Source organism: Spirochaetae bacterium HGW-Spirochaetae-1 (assembly GCA_002839375.1).
GTDB lineage: Bacteria > Spirochaetota > UBA4802 > UBA4802 > UBA5550 > PGXY01.
The window spans coordinates 445104-461378 of the sequence record PGXY01000007.1; the positions used below are offsets into that span (position 1 = coordinate 445104).

Annotated in this window: 12 protein-coding genes; 5 read left to right on the top strand and 7 right to left on the bottom strand. The window is 48.3% G+C overall.

The window, feature by feature from the left end; translation table 11 throughout:
• Nucleotides 1-176 precede the first annotated feature (176 nt).
• Nucleotides 177-1973, top strand: coding sequence for an elongation factor 4 (locus CVV44_15485; protein ID PKL37742.1), 1797 nt, complete (start codon nucleotides 177-179; stop codon nucleotides 1971-1973).
• A 157-nt stretch (nucleotides 1974-2130) separates the two neighbouring features.
• On the opposite strand, the gene CVV44_15490 is transcribed toward CVV44_15485, so the two are convergent.
• Both CVV44_15490 and CVV44_15495 read right to left on the bottom strand, forming a co-directional pair.
• Nucleotides 2131-4545, bottom strand: a complete 2415-nt coding sequence (locus tag CVV44_15490) for a hypothetical protein (protein PKL37743.1) — start codon at nucleotides 4543-4545, stop codon at nucleotides 2131-2133.
• Between the two features lie 158 nt (nucleotides 4546-4703).
• Nucleotides 4704-7625 (bottom strand): hypothetical protein, encoded by a 2922-nt coding sequence (locus CVV44_15495; GenBank protein PKL37744.1) that lies wholly within the window; start codon nucleotides 7623-7625, stop codon nucleotides 4704-4706.
• A gap of 141 nt (nucleotides 7626-7766) precedes the next feature.
• On the opposite strand from CVV44_15495, the gene CVV44_15500 reads away from it, so the two are divergent.
• Nucleotides 7767-8450, top strand: a complete 684-nt coding sequence (locus CVV44_15500) for a phosphohydrolase (protein ID PKL37745.1) — start codon at nucleotides 7767-7769, stop codon at nucleotides 8448-8450.
• A gap of 380 nt (nucleotides 8451-8830) precedes the next feature.
• The gene (locus tag CVV44_15505) at nucleotides 8831-10393 is read left to right on the top strand and encodes a methyl-accepting chemotaxis protein (GenBank protein ID PKL37746.1); all 1563 of its coding nucleotides are present in this window, start codon (nucleotides 8831-8833) and stop codon (nucleotides 10391-10393) included.
• 77 nt (nucleotides 10394-10470) lie between these two features.
• On the opposite strand, the gene CVV44_15510 is transcribed toward CVV44_15505, so the two are convergent.
• Nucleotides 10471-10728: a hypothetical protein gene (locus tag CVV44_15510; GenBank protein PKL37867.1), complete on the bottom strand. Its 258-nt coding sequence runs from the start codon at nucleotides 10726-10728 to the stop codon at nucleotides 10471-10473.
• A gap of 146 nt (nucleotides 10729-10874) precedes the next feature.
• Nucleotides 10875-11282: a hypothetical protein gene (locus tag CVV44_15515; GenBank protein PKL37747.1), complete on the bottom strand. Its 408-nt coding sequence runs from the start codon at nucleotides 11280-11282 to the stop codon at nucleotides 10875-10877.
• A 357-nt stretch (nucleotides 11283-11639) separates the two neighbouring features.
• On the opposite strand from CVV44_15515, the gene CVV44_15520 reads away from it, so the two are divergent.
• On the top strand, nucleotides 11640-12317 hold the full coding sequence (locus tag CVV44_15520; GenBank protein PKL37868.1) for a hypothetical protein: 678 nt from the start codon (nucleotides 11640-11642) through the stop codon (nucleotides 12315-12317).
• A 16-nt stretch (nucleotides 12318-12333) separates the two neighbouring features.
• Here CVV44_15520 and CVV44_15525 read toward each other — a convergent pair whose 3' ends face one another.
• The 3 genes from CVV44_15525 to CVV44_15535 form a co-directional block, all read right to left on the bottom strand.
• Nucleotides 12334-13221, bottom strand: a complete 888-nt coding sequence (locus CVV44_15525; protein ID PKL37748.1) for an alpha/beta hydrolase — start codon at nucleotides 13219-13221, stop codon at nucleotides 12334-12336.
• Nucleotides 13222-13331: 110 nt separating this feature from the next.
• Nucleotides 13332-14279: a hypothetical protein gene (locus CVV44_15530; protein PKL37749.1), complete on the bottom strand. Its 948-nt coding sequence runs from the start codon at nucleotides 14277-14279 to the stop codon at nucleotides 13332-13334.
• A 137-nt stretch (nucleotides 14280-14416) separates the two neighbouring features.
• Entirely contained in the window at nucleotides 14417-15259 is an 843-nt protein-coding gene (locus CVV44_15535; GenBank protein PKL37869.1) for a hydrolase, read from the bottom strand.
• A 168-nt stretch (nucleotides 15260-15427) separates the two neighbouring features.
• Between CVV44_15535 and purU the strand changes: the two genes are divergently transcribed.
• Nucleotides 15428-16264 (top strand): formyltetrahydrofolate deformylase, encoded by an 837-nt coding sequence (gene purU / locus CVV44_15540; protein ID PKL37750.1) that lies wholly within the window; start codon nucleotides 15428-15430, stop codon nucleotides 16262-16264.
• The last annotated feature ends 11 nt before the right edge of the window (nucleotides 16265-16275 follow it).

Below are 16275 nucleotides of genomic sequence, written 5' to 3' on the forward strand. Positions count from 1 at the left end.
TTTCAGCGTGTTCATTTTATTTAGTTGCCAAAACTACGGTAATTTTTGTAACGTTGAATCGGTTTTTCAGTATTTTGTATCATGCGGCACATGAACCAATGAAAAGTAAATGCGGGATATTACCGTCATAGTACATATCCTGAAGACCATAACAACACTCAGCAGGATTATCACTAATGGATCTCAGACACATACGCAATTTCTCAATCATTGCCCACATCGATCATGGCAAATCCACCCTGGCCGACCGCATCATTGAAAAATGTCACCTCGTAGACCCACGGGAACACAAGGACCAGATGCTGGATACCATGGACATCGAACGCGAACGGGGCATCACCATCAAGTCCAACGCCATCACGCTTAATTATACGGCCCGTAATGGGGAAATTTACGTTTTCAACCTCATCGACACGCCGGGCCACGTGGATTTCACCTATGAGGTATCGCGGGCCCTCCATTCCTGTGACGGCGTACTTCTCATCGTAGACGCCACCCAGGGAGTTGAGGCCCAGACGATCGCGAACCTCTACCTTGCCATGGAAAACGATCTTGAAATATTACCGGTCATCAACAAGATCGATATGCCCGCAGCCGACATCGAACGGACAAAGGAAAGCATAGAAAAAAGCCTGGGACTAAATGCCGAAACGGCCGTGCTCGTATCGGCCAAGACCGGCCAGGGTATTGATGAACTCCTGGAAAGGATCACCGAGGTAATACCGCAGCCCAAGGGCGATCCGGAAAAACCCCTCAGGGCCCTCATCTTCGATTCTTTTTACGATAAATACCTGGGCGTCATCACCAAGGTGCGGATTTTTGACGGCCGTGTCAGAAGGGGCGATACGATCCAGCTCTGCTCCACGGGAAAACAGTTCGACGTCACCGATGTGGGCGTTTTCCGCCTGAACCTGGAAAAACGAAACCTGCTGGAACCGGGTGATGTGGGATACATCGTGGCCAGCATCAAGACCGTGGTGGATACAAAGATCGGCGACACCATTACCCTGGCCACCAATCCCTGCCAGAACCCGCTCCCGGGCTTCAAAGAGGTAAAACCCATGGTCTTTGCCGGACTGTACCCCATGTTCAGCGACGAATACGAGGACCTGCGTGAAGCCCTTCAGAAGCTGCAGCTCAACGACGCTTCGCTGCTTTTCGAGGCAGATAATTCCTATGCCCTGGGATTCGGCTTCCGCTGCGGGTTCCTGGGACTCCTCCACATGGAGATAGTTCAGGAACGGCTGGAGCGTGAATTCGACCTGGCCCTGGTTACCACGGCCCCCAGCGTCGAGTTTCACATAAACCTGATTAACGGCCAGAAACTGATTATCGATAACCCGGTGAAGATGCCTGACCCGGGAATGATCGAATCGATCGAGGAGCCCTTCGTTAACGCGGCAATCGTGACACCAAAAGAATATATCGGCAACATTATGGCCCTGGCAACGGACATGCGCGGCATCCATAAGCACATGGAATACATGGACACCATGCGCGTCCAGCTCACCTATGAACTTCCCCTGTCGGAGATAGTGTTTAATTTTTATGATAAGTTAAAATCCATATCGCGGGGATATGCCTCCTTCGATTATGAGATCAGCGACTTCCGCGTGGCCGACATGGTGCGCGTGGATATCCTGGTGAACGCTGAACCCGTGGACGCTCTCTCTTTCGTGGTTCACCGCGACAAGTCCCGGATCCGCGGCAAGGACATCATCGCGAAACTGAAGGACATCATTCCGCGGCACCAGTTCAAAATACCCCTGCAGGCGGCAATCGGCGCCTCGATCATAGCCCGGGAGAACATATCGGCCGTGCGAAAAGACGTTACGGCCAAGTGCTACGGCGGGGATATCTCCCGAAAACGAAAGCTCCTTGAAAAACAGAAGGAAGGCAAGAAGCGCATGAAGCAGGTGGGTAACGTCGAATTGCCCCAGGAAGCCTTTATGTCCATACTGAAGATTGATTAACAATCGCGACAATTGCCGCAGCGTCACCGTCGGGACCACGCACGCAAATGACCGGCAGCATCTCCCTTGATTAAACAAATCGGCGGTTTCCCGTTTATCGGGAAACCGCCGGATCAATACGCAGCCCGATGATGTTTTCAGCGATACAACCCTCAAGTCACTCCGTATAGTACTGCACCACAATAAATTTATCGTTCCCAAGGGCGGCCCGGTAGGAGAACAGGCCCCAGGAGAATATCCTGCCCGCATCAAAGGAATCAGCCGGAATATTCTCCACAAACCCACCGTAAATCGTCGTACTGGTAGTGGTGATGGAATAGCTCTCACCGTAATGAAACCCGGCGCTGACTCCGGCGACAAATCCCCCGACGCCGGCCTCGGCCTCGATATTCACCCCGATGTCAAAGGCAAAAGTTGAGCAGCCCGTGTTGGCTACGCTTACCTCAATGGAGGTACCGCCCGAACCCTGGCCCACATCCATCATGTTTACAGACTTGACCCCCTGATTGCTCCCCGCTGCGATGAGCTGGCTTGCCTGATATGACGACGGATATGAAAGGGGATGGCCGACGGTATGGGAAAGCACCGTGCCGCCGATGTCGGGAGTACTGCCGTTATGTTCGTTATAGTAGCTGCGCTCCACGGGAATGGTAAAGGCTTTCCTTGGCAGGTTTGCCGTGATCATCGTCCCCACCATGGCCGGGTCAGGGCTGTTGATGACCCGGTAATAGAAAACATCGTAGGGGACCGTGGCAAAAATAACCTTGTCCTCGTTTTCCGTGGTGTAGGTGCAGGTCTCCTCGATGGAAAGTGATTCGGAAGCGGTCCAGTCAAAAGATGATTCAAAAGAGGCCTTGATACTGACATCCCATGAATTGAAAAGCCCCTCGAATTCATATCCCACGGAAAACCCCACGGAGAATCCAATCGCCCTTTCAGTCCCTTCTTCGATGCCCGTGCCGACTCCGAAGGAAGTCTCACCGTACATATCAATATCACTCCAGTAAGGATTAGAGGCCAGCACCGCAATAGGATGCGGATCGGTAAAGAGCACCTCGGATTCGACGAACTCGATGGCGATACAATCGTTTCCGTCAAAGTTGCCCATCACCACTGTGGGACACCAGGGATTATCAACACCATGCCCCTCTAAAGAACCCCCGCCCTTACGCACCCATTGGTTGGTGAGATTAAAGCCCATGCAATACATATCACGATCTATAGATATATATGCGATATCGGCCCTTCCATCCCCGTCAATATCTCCAATGGTCATGCCGGCATCATACAAACAGCCTTCACTTACCAAGGATAAAACGTCTGACACGGCCGATTCCCGGACAAAAGAGCCATCGGTCTCGGAAAGATTTTTATACATATACTTGAATCCGATAAACTCTTTTTCTCCATCGCCGTCGAAATCGGCAATGGCGCAATTGGGTGCTATATGTTCAATCGAACCGCTGCTGAAGGATTCATACTGCGGTAAAAAACTGAAGGTGAATCTCCCGGAGCTCTCATCCCATTCCGTATCGAGAATCATCATGTAATAATTATATGAAGCATCGCCTTCTGCCTGCCCTGCAAACAGCACTTCATTGAGGCCGTCAGCGTCCAGATCTCCCACTGCGCAGCTGGCGGATTTGAGCGCAACGGGGATTCCCCCTTCCGTAGCGGCAACAGAGCCACTGTCCAGCTCGTCGAGTGCGGCCCCGGTATAAATATGGTACACGGCCGTTCCCGATAGAAGGTCTGACTCCACATCATTTTCTACCACGACAAACTCGTCGGCTCCGTTATTGTCAACGTCGCCCGCGCTTGTTTTCAGCAATTTATAGGCCGTCGATTTATCATAGGTAACGGATTTAATACAATCGTAACTCCCGGCACTGTCGCCAATGAGAAAAAGGGACTTGTTAAACGAGATAAGCGTTTCAGCAAGGCCGTTGCCGTCGGCATCGCCGCAGACCGCATTAAAATTATTGATCCACCCGAAATACTCAGAAAAATACATGTAATACTCGGTGTCATAATCATATCCCGTCATATCCGTCAAATCCGCGCCCGTATATGAATCAACGGTATTTTCAGCTATTACGGTATACTGCCCATCTTCATACTTAATCACCCGAAACGCCAGGTCCACAACATAACCAGCCTGTTCACTGGTTTTCATATAGGCTACAAAAATCTCATCCACACCATCGCCGTCCACATCACCGGCAGCCATGGCCCTTTCGGACAAGAGCCACTCATCGTCCCCGGAAATGATGTAACGGGTAAAGTCCGTGGTGGTCTGGATAGGGTCAGGCCAGTCCAGCACGGCATGGTGAGGAGTGTTTTCATCCCAGATGTCACCGGACCATCCAGGATAACCGGCCACGAATATCTCACTCCTCTTTGCCAGCTGCATCACCGGTTTATTGACGGGATTATAGTTTTCCCGTACCGGTTCCCCCGCCGGTGTTTCCAGTTCACCGATATCGGTATCAACGCCGAGCTCTTCCAGCATATCATTGTGCGTATACTTTGCATCGCCGCAACCAATCACCGGCATCAGACCCGCCGCCATCAACAAAAAGAAAATACAAGAAATAATTCCGTTTTTCAACCCATCCTCCAAGGTACGCAGAAATCAAAGGTTTATGTATTTATTATAACATAGAATAATTTGCACAACGAGACAATAGGTTGGGAGCAAACGGTGCTTGTCGGGGAACAAACGGTGCGTTAAAGTGAGATTTTTTTTCTCAGCGACTCAAGGAACGCGGCTCCTATGGGGAGCTCCGTGTCATCGTCATCGCGAAGGCGAACCCGGTAGCGGCCCGACAGCACATGGGATATGCTGTAAATGTAATTGATGTTGATGATGTAGCTTTTATGTATCCTGACAAATATATCGGGCGGCAGACGGTCGGCAATCTCTTTCATCAGAAGAAGCGCTTCAATATCGCCTTCACGGGTATGCACGATAATGTTTTTTGATGATGAGGTGATATAGATGATATCTCTGAAGGTCAGCGAATAGGCCCTGTTCCTGCCGCGGATGGTGATACCCGTGGCCGCCGATTTACAGATGTTCCTTAACTTCAGCATCGTGCTTACCCGTGCCATAAGCTCGTTTAAACGGAAAGGCTTCACAACGTAATCATTAGCTCCGGCTTCAAAGGCGTCGTCTATGTCGGATATCATATTTTTTGCCGTGAGCATGATCACGGGAAGCTCCTCGGGCGGCCGTTTAAGGCGTATCCTTCTGCATACATCACAACCCGACACGACTGGCATCATTATATCGAGAAGTACAAGATCAATGGAGTCATCACGGTCTAAAATATCGAGGGCGCTGATCCCGTCGGCAGCTGTTTTTACAATGCATCGTTTTGACTCAAAATAATTCCGGAGAATCCTGATATTTACCGGATCATCATCGACGACAAGGAATACCGGATTACCGCTGAAGGATCCCTCGCTGATTTCGGAGAAAGACCCGGGCCGATTCGGGATGGTATCCTCTGAGAGTCCGTCACTCATGCTCTCAATAAAATTTTCATCGGAAGTATCTGCCAAAGGTTCCTTTGCTATCGGAAGGGTGAAGAAAAATACGGAACCCCCGTTCTTTCCCGATGCTACACCGATCGTGCCATTGTGCAGTTCTATGATCTGCTTTACTATGGCAAGCCCCAGGCCCGTCCCGGGATACGGGCGCGTATTGTTTCCGTCAACCTGGCCATACGCTTCAAATATCTCCTCTTTACATTCGTCGGGAACGCCGATTCCTGTGTCCGCTACACTGACCTCAACTGCCGTGGCAATTCCCGCATCACGGTCTTCATCGGCCTGAAAAACCAAACGGGCTGACAGTTCGATTGTCCCTTTATTGGTGAATTTAACCGCGTTGCCGATAAGATTATACAACACCTGCCGTATCCGGTCTTCATCGGCACATACACAGGATATATCCGGTTTAATATTGTTAATAATTTCCAGGGGTTTCCCGCCGACCAATGGCAGTGAAAGATTCACGACCATTTCGCTCAGCGAATAAATATCCACGGGTCGCAGGTTCAGGTTCAGCCCCTTGTCCTGTATCTTCGCCATATCCAGCAGGTCATTGACCATATTTGCAAGACGGTGACCGCTTGATGCAATAAGTGAAAGATTTTCACGCACCTTGGGGGTAAGACTGCCAGCGTCGCCTTCTATCATGGATTCCGCAAGGCCTATCATACCGTGGAGGGGTGTTCGAAGCTCGTGGGACGTATTGGCGAGAAATTGGTCTTTAAGCCGGTCCATTTTACTCAGATATATATTTTTTTCTGCAAGGTCCCGGGACAGCTCCCCGATCGTCCACAGGGCCCTGGAAAACCTTCGGGAAATTACCGTGCTTGTTGAAATGCAGAGAACAAGCATTCCATACTGAGTTATATTCGCGGTATCAATTATCCACATCGAGTAGAGCAAATCATTAACACCGCAGACATACAACGCAGTAAAGCCAATCAGGAACAGTATGGCATCATCTCTCCGTTTTACTACGGTTCTGACCGTGACATACACGAAGTATAAAACAAAAAAGAAAACGAGAATAACATAAATCCTGAAAATAAGATCAGCCGTTTTAAATTCAACAAATAAAAGCGGGATGATACATCCCACGGACAACGCCTGGGCTAGACGAACGCCGGTCATCGAGAAATCATCGGGGTACAACGACTTGATGGTCATCACACAGAGCGGAAGGCTCACGATAGCCGTTATAAAATCTAACAGAAAAGGATTTGCATGATACGACAGGCTGCCGGATAAAACCGGGATTTGCAGATTATATATGTTCACAGCCCATACAAGGCAAAAAATTCCGAAATACAGCGGGGCCTCTTCATTTTTCCGGAAAAAGTAAAAAATAATGTTGTAGATTGAAGCGAACAGGAGCATGCCCACAACGAGTATGCCGATCGTATGTTTCCAGAAAGCACGCTGTGACGCAGCATGCCCATCCTCCAGCCGCAGCGGCCTGTCAATGCCGCCCGATTTATTTTCATTATTTAAAACATGTAAAACTATTACATTTTCACCCTCATGGAGAGTGAAGGAAGATATTCTTTTACTGTGAATAAAAATATAATCCTCCCTGGTCTTTGGCGATTTGTCCGCTTCTTCTCTTTTATCCGCCAGGACTCCATTGATCCAGAGAGTATAGGCTGAAAATATACGATGAATACTCAGAAATTTCATCTTTTTATCGGGGCCGCTTATTATTTTCAAACGGTATGTGGCATACCCATTGCCGGGCAGGTCGGCACCATGGACTTTGCAGCTTTCCCACAATCCGGGCACGGAGATAAATCCGCAGTCTTTTCGATCCGCTCTTTTTGTGAAATCAGATGGCTCTATAAGACGGTCCCAGTAAAATTCCCATTCGCCGTCAAGGTTTAAGGGACCGTCCTTTGTAAAGTTCCAGTCCCTGAGATCAAGGACTCCCCTGACGGAAACGGGTTTTTTCTTCAAAGTAGAATCATGACTGCAGGTGATTAATGCCGGAAATATGAGACAGGCAAGAACGGCAAGAATAGAAATAATACTTTTAATCGGCATACATTGTCTCATATCCGAATCAGAATAAAGTTTCGGGATATTGTCAACACATTTCACACCAGGTGTTTTTCCCGCATCGATAAGCCGGCTAAGGTATTACGATATGAGCATTTTCATATTGACAAGTGGAATAATATCATGATAGATGTATAATCAGGCCACCGGGATTCACCATGTTAAATACTCCGGTCACTTACAATGCCCGATAAAATGTACGATAAAACCGGCTCCGAATTGGAAACCACCATCATAAACAAATCCCTTGACTTCGCCCGGGACCGGATGAAAAGCCTTCATGCCAGTCACGGCTGGGACCACGTGCAGCGCGTAATCCGCAACGCGGAACACATAGCAGCCACGGAACTTCAGGCCGATGCTTTCATTGTTAGAACCGCCGCCATACTCCATGATATCGCCCGGGACGAACAGGACCGTGCCGGCGGCACCCTATGTCATGCCGAACTGGGAAGTGCCGAGGCGGAAAAATTCCTGCTCTCTGAAGGACTGGACCCGGATCGCGCCCGCCACATCGCCCGTTGCATTCTCTCCCACCGCTACCGCAAAGAGAGGAAACCTGAATCCATTGAGGCCATGATACTCTATGATGCCGACAAGCTCGATTCCATCGGCGCCATCGGCATCGGCAGGGCTTTCCTCTTCGCCGGAGAAGTGGGCGCGCGTCTCCACAATTCCGAAGTGGACATATCCCGCACGGCATCATACAGCGAGGAGGACACGGCGTACCGGGAATTCATGGTTAAACTCCGTACGGTTAAGGACAAGATGCTCACCGATGAGGGACGCCGCCTTGCACAGGAGCGCCACGACTTCATGATTGATTATTTCAGGAGACTCGACGAAGAAGTTAAGGGAGAGCTCTGATCGCCCACAGTTGCCGCCCAGACGCACTATAATCCTATTTATTTCAACGATCATTACACTTTTTAATTGCCCGGAATAAAATTTACAATCATTCCTTCATGCATTATTCCTGCTACATAAATTAATATTACTGCGCTGCTATTCCGTCAAAAAATAAGTTCAGCAAAATATATTCATTGCCGTTGATAAAAAACAAAGCTGGGAAAATATTGTTGTTGTTTATTAATGAATACTGTACTATTAAAAAAAATTATTGCATATGACATTGAAAATGCACACATAAAAGAGCAATATCTCAAGCAACCTCCTCGATAAAAATGACAACAACAAATATGGGGAACCGAGGGGTTCAAACTTAAAATAAGGGTAATGGAAAATTCATGAAAAATTTTAAATTGCAAACAAAATTGTCCGCCGGTTTCGGCGCAGTCCTTCTGCTTTTAATCACCATAACCGCCGTAACTTTTTACGGCATAAATGCGATGATCTCCAACCAGGAGGAGATCATGATGAGCAACAAGTTACAGGCTCAGCTGAAGCAGCGCGAAATAGAACATATAGAATGGACACTCAATCTGCAACGGCTTTTACTTGAACGGGACACTTCGGGGAAAATAGAGACCGATCCTCATCAATGTGCCTTTGGCAAATGGTATTACGGTGACGAACGGATACATGCTGAAAAACAGTTCCCCCTTCTAAAGGAAACCCTGAAAAACATAGAATCGCACCACAACAGGCTTCATGAAAGCGCAACGGCAATTATAAAAGAACTTGGCGCCGGGACAGGGAAGCATGACTGGGCCGTCCGCCAATATTCCACTGTTACCCGAACAAGTCTTATTGAAGTACGCCGGAATATCTCCGAGATGAACAAGCTCATCACCGGGAAGATTGACTCAATCAATACCACTAGCAGGGACAATTCCCGGAAAAGTCTGGCAGGAATAATCATCCTCTCCTTGATTGCCCTCGCTGCCGGAGTAATCATCACCTTACTGATCACACGAAGTATCACCGGTCCCGTATTCCAACTGGTAGAAGTATCCAAGAGGCTGGCCCAGGGAGATTTTAGCGCATGGGAAGCTACATCAGCGGGTGATGAAATCGGAGAGCTTTCCAGACAATTTTCATCGCTAATCGGAAAACTCAGGGAAATATTGATACAGATCAAAGAAGGGACCTATACGGTTGCCAGCGCGTCAACACAGATCAGCTCTACCGCACAAATGCTTAGTTCGGGAGCGAATGAAGCGGCGTCCAATGTTGAAGAGATCACCTCATCACTGGAGGAAATAGGCGCAGGCATATCACAAAACGCCGGGAACTCTAAAGCTACCGATGAGATCGCCCGGCAAAGCGCTATAAAGGCAGAAGAGGGCGGACACGCCGTGGAGGAAACGGTAAAGGCCATGAACCGGATTTCCGAGAAGATTCGTCTTATCGAAGACATTGCCTACCAGACCAACCTGCTTGCCCTGAACGCCGCCATTGAAGCAGCCAGGGCCGGAGAACATGGCAGGGGATTTGCCGTTGTTGCCGGTGAAGTGAGAAAACTCGCTGAAAAAAGCCAGGTTGCGTCACAGGAAATAAGCGGTCTTGCCGATTCCAGCGTTGACGTTGCCGAACGGGCCGGTCGCCTGATTAACGAGATTATGCCGGATATAAAGAAGACTGCTGAACTGGTTAAAAGTATAACCCTTTCCTCGGAGGAACAGGATTCAGGAGTAATACAGATCAATCTCGGCATGAGTCAGCTGAATGAAGTAACCCAGCATACGGCTTCTTCATCAGAAGAGCTTGCTGCTACGGCCGAAAACCTGAATGCACAGGCCGACCATCTTCAGCAGCTCCTGAGCTTTTTCAGTATAGAGTCGGAAAAAAATAACAAAACCGATCACAGGCTTAAAATAGAAGCAGAACGATTATCACATAAAGACTAATATACTCACCGATGGGGAGCGACGCCTGGCGGTAAAACAGCGCATTGCCAGGCGCCCTGCCTTTCCTTGTCATGAAATCAACCCAGGTCTTTTTTCATTTCCAGAAACTCATCCCTTGTGATTTCTCCACGGGCGAATCTCTCCTTCAGAATCTCCAGAGCATCATTTTTTTTTGAAACGCCTGTTGTGTTATTCCTGAGAGCCCTGAGGCCAAATACACCAAAAATAATAATCAGAGCAATTATGAGTATCCACATGACAGAACCTCCGCCGAACCCAAAAAATCCCGGACTGCCATAAAGGCATCCGCCGTACCCGCGACCGCCATATGCCATAAGTGACACAGGAGCGAGCAGCAGTCCCGTAAGCATTATTGTTTTTTTCATGGTTTTTCTCCTTCGCAGATCAATTTAAATTACCGAGAGACACACCGATCGTTTAAAACGCGGTACCCGTCATATAACGTGTACCGCCGATAGTATCAATAGCTGCCATACGGGCATCCGTTCATCCGTCCGTTGTGAGCATACCCATATCCGCGGGCATTGAATGCATCTCTCTGCTCCGTCGTGAGAACTTTCTCAACAGCCTTTCGGTGCTCAATCCGCAGCTCAGCAAGCTTGTCATAATTTTTGCGGTTCTCAAAATATTTTTCCCGGTACTGTGTACCCAGATCGAAAACCTGTTTGACCTGTGTATCGGTCAGATTGAGTTCCTCTTTCATGGCCTCAAGCCTGCCGAATCCATGATATCCCATATGAATACCGTTACCATAACCGAAGCCATTGCGGCCATCGTGATGACCGCGTCCCCAGCCATGGGCAAAGGCTCCCGGGGCTGCAAGGATCATGGAAAGAAGTATGCTCGTGAGAATTATTTGTTTTTTCATATGTTTTAACTCCTTTTTTGTTATTTTGCCCTGTATGACCCGTATCAGCGAAAACCGGTTCCATTAATTTTAGTTTTTTAGTTTTTTCTATATTTCCTTTCGTTCCCGGCAATATACTTGACTTTTCATCCTGAATGATTTATAAAATTACAAAAAGGAAATTCATTTTACTGCCGAGACGGGTAAATCGAAGGACATGGACCTGCCGGTTACGCTTCAGCTGAAGATACTCTTCACAACTTTAAAATCTATGATCGGCAGAGGGATATGTGATGACGGCAATATCCACCCTGAAAAATATTACCTTTTGCATCTTTTATGATTGATGTTTTTAAGAAAAATAGAGCCATGGATACTATGAGCAGAAAAGAATCATCACTAACATCGGACCAGCTGCTGAAAACAGCCATGGTCCTGAGCATCATAACCATAATTTATAATATCGCCGAAGGCCTTATTTCTACGGCCTTCGGGTATGCCGATGAAACCATGGCCCTCTTCGGGTTTGGCGTGGACAGCTTCGTGGAAGTTATTTCCGGTCTGGGCATTGCCCACATGGTCTGGCGGATGAAAAGAAATCCCGTAGAGCAGCGGGACCGGTTCGAAAAGACAGCACTCTATGTCACGGGTTATGGATTTTTTATTCTTACAGCGGGTCTGGTTGCCGGATCAATTCTTATCATCGTGCAGAAGGCAAAACCGGAATCGACCCTGGCCGGGATTATCATTTCAGCGATCTCCATACTCACCATGTATTTTCTGTACCGGTACAAGCTTAAAACTGGACAGTCCCTGGACTCGGCGCCCATCATTGCCGATGCCAACTGCACAAAGACCTGTTTCTATCTCTCCTTCGTGCTTCTGGCCTCGAGCCTGATCTACCAGGTATTCCGGGTTCCCTACGTAGACGCCCTGGGGAGCCTGGGTATTGCCTGGTTCGCTTTCAGCGAGGGACGTGAATCCATTGAGAAGGCACGGAGCGGCAATCTCACGTGCAGCTGTGACGGATGCTGCTCCTCCTCCACGCGCCCCTGAGCCGGCCGCGCAGGAGCTAAATATTTTTCTTATAAAATTCCGTCACCAATCTCTCTGCCTTCTTCGTATCTCCCTGCCATGCCCGGGCATGACGGTCACAGGGAGAATTCCAGAACTGTTTTGGCTCATTTGCCGATTCATAAATACGCCTGCCATGCTCATAAGGGATAAAGTCATCTTTCTCGCAGTGAATTATGAACACGGGACGGGAGATGATTTTTTTTATCGAATCCTCGGCATTCATCTCGTCACTATTCGCTCCCGTTCGCAGTTCAAAAATCGCAACCACAAGATTCAACAGGGGATACCTCGGTATATGAAAATCCCTCCAGGCAATATCAGCGAGAAGATCTTTAAAATTTGCTATTCCGGCTTCGAAAACCCCGGCCTTTATGCGAACATCGGCAGCCATGGCGGGAATACTCGTTGCAGCTCCCATCGATACGCCGAAGACACCTATATCACGCAATTTCCTGGCATCTACAAGATAATCGACACCGGCAATAACGTCATCCCTCTCATGATAGCCCATGGAGATGGGCCCGGGCGTGCTCTTCCCGTGGCTGCGTAGGTCAATGAGCAGAAGGTTAAAGCCTGCATTGTGAAGCGCTTTTACCCAGCGCATCCCCTCATTGCGGTTCGCCCCATGTCCATGGACCATGATGATACCCTTTACTGATGGTGACGGCGACGGGATATACCAGGCAGAAATGTTTACACCATCGGTGCTTTTATAGGTAACATCCTCGAAAGAGAGGCCCAGCTCCGATGGATCGCCGCAGTATATGAAATGGTCCGGATCGCATACACCTTTTTTATTAATGAGTTCCGATGAAAAGTGCCAGGCCGCCCCGAACATAATCAGAGCAATGACGGCAATAAGACTTACCATGATCTTTTTCACATAGCCCCCCAGTGATTAAATGCCGGAATGATACAAACAAACACCAGCCTGATGATTTTTCAATTGATATATGAAAATTACCCATTTTCAAGGAATTTTTGGCCGGCAGGTTATTTTATCTCGATCAGTTGATCCACATTAACGGTGAAAAGTTGTTTTTCTTCATTAGTGATAAGCAAAGTATTATCGTCCATAAAGCAGATAGCTTCACACTGACCGGCATCAATACGGAGCCGGTACTTCGTACCATTGAAATAATTGTCGCCGGAGGTCACTTCGAAGAGCCATATGATCGATGATGTAATCGCCGTTGAAGGATATCCGACATATACATTGGCTAGTACCACGAGCCGGTTGCCGTCTGCCGAGGCATCGGCTGCTGATACGCTCCCCTGGGCATCGAATGAATCAATACGTGTCAGTGTTGTTGTTTCTGAACCACTGAGATCGTCAAATCTGTAGAGGATGCTCATCGTGTCGAGATAATGCTTTGTCAAAAGATAAACTGTGCCATCGGACCAGAAAATGGCCTCGGCGTCATAATTATAGCGCGTTGCAAATGAGTAATCAGGATACACAAAAGGAATCGCCACCGCGCCAGAAACCGTTGAGGATTCAAGATCCGGTTCAGAAATTTTATACAGGCAAAGGTTATCTCTTTCAAAATAAGGGGGGTTATTATTCCCGATATCGCCCACATAAATATTACCGTCACCGTCCATGGTGATGTCCTCCCAGTCAATGTTTGTAGCATCGCTGATCGTTATTGCTGCGGTTGATCCCGATGTCCCATCAGCTTTAACCGAGTAGAGAACGGCGTCGCCTCCCGAATCATTATGGGTCCAGTACAGACTGGTATCATGTGAGCTCTGTATAATCCCCGATGATTCATCAATATTTGTGTTTGAAAAGGTGCCGACCGGTTCAAGCACCAGAGCCTGATCTTCATCGGAGCCCGCTTTATCGCATGCAAATAACGATGCGATCATCATGGCGGCATACAGAACAAGTATTATCCGTAAGATGGTTTTATTCTTCATAAATCTTTTATCCTGCATGATTTAAAAAAGACAAAAGTCGTATTTTAACCCCCTCCGGGGGTGGCGACTACTCATTTATGTATAAATGTATGCATCCGCCGGGGGAATTCACTTCGTGTTCTTCCTGTAATAATTATTAAAAACCCGGTGCATCCTTATCCCTGATACGTTTTATTCTTGAGCGCAATCCTTTTCGCCATGCCTTCCACGGCCATGAAAAGAGAATTAGACAGATCGGACTTTGCGCCGTAATCGGCCGATACCAGATTGGATACCCGGCCCTCTTCGATGAATTCCCAGGCCGCTCCCCACCGGTGTTCCCTGCTGCGGTCATATACGCCGATGGCGATCCCTCCCTTGTCCCTCACCAGGGAAAAACAGGGAACATCGGTAAGCCCGTCGCCCACGACGATCATCTGGTCAAAGGGAATCCTGACCCTGGCCGGGCTGACTTTTTTATTCACCACAAAGGGCTGTCCCCGGTACTCCTCTCCCACGATCCCCTTGGATATCTGGAATATATAACGCGTCTTGTCCGTAAAGCTGATGATCTTCTTCGGATAGGAAATTGATCCGTCGCGGTCAAAATGAAACTCGCAGGACCAGATGTCACGGAAATGACGGGCGATCTTCGTGTTCCTTATGACATCACCGATGCCGCTGCTGATACAGTAGAACTCAACGGTGATATCCTGACTTATTGTTTCCGCGTGTTTTTTCACCCTGTTGAAGATAGTGCCGGCCCCCTTATATAACGGCGTTTCGCGGGCCCAGTCCTGCAGCACATCGGCGGTGATAACAGGCCCCCGGGGAGAACGTGAAAGCTCGATCATCTCGAAAAGGTAAGCCGGTACGGGGTCCCAGTCAAGGTCCACCCGCTGCTGCACACTTTCCCAGAATCGACCGATGTCGACGCCCAGCTTTTTCAGAAGCCCCGTGGTGGTATCAGGGGCCAGGGTGTCATCGAAATCAAATATCACGGCGATGATATTTCCCACAATTTCTCCTTCAGGCGGCATTTATCAGCGTTTACACAATGTTACAATTACACCTGCACGAATCAACCTATTTTTTCGATAAACTCATTACTCATTTTATCAATATATGATTGACGTTAATTCTTTTTAACCATAAAAGCATATAAAATCTAAATCAGGATTAAAGTCATGCATACACATATTCTCCTGGTGGACTGCCGCGACGAAGAGGGCCTGGTGCATCGGGTCACGGGCGTCCTGTACAGGCACAACTGCAATATAATCAGCAACGGCGAGTTTGTCGAAAAGGAAACAGGGCATTTTTTCATGCGCACTGAATTCTGGGGACAGGTGAGCGATGAGGAAATAACCGGAGAACTGAGAACAGCATTACCGGCTGACACGCGGATAAAACTCACAAAAAAACTAAAGAAAAAGGCTGTCATATTGGCGACTAGGGAGCATCACTGCCTGGGAGATCTGCTGCTTCGCAACAATTTCAACGAAATCAGCGCCGATATCCTGGCTGTTATAAGCAATCACTCCCTGCTGAATGAACTGACGGAAAAATTCGGCATCCCCTTTCACTGCATCGATCATGAAGGCCTTTCCAGGAGTGCTCACGAGGAACGGATACTGCAAATCATCGACGAACTGAAACCGGAATATATCATTCTCGCCAAATACATGAGGGTTCTCTCCCGTAATTTCGTTTCCATGTTCCCCCACCGCATCATTAATATTCACCATTCCTTTCTACCGGCCTTCATTGGAGCCAATCCTTACAAAAAAGCCTTTGACAGGGGAGTAAAGATTATAGGAGCCACGGCCCACTTTGTCACCGATGACCTGGACGAAGGACCGATAATATCACAGGGCGTTGTTCCCGTAGACCATACACACAGTGTCGACGACATGATTCGCGCGGGAAGGGAAGTAGAGCGGCTTGTCCTGGCCCAATCGCTGAAACTGGTACTGGAGGACCGGGTCTTTGTTCATAATAACAAGACCATCATTTTCGATTGAATTCATGGATT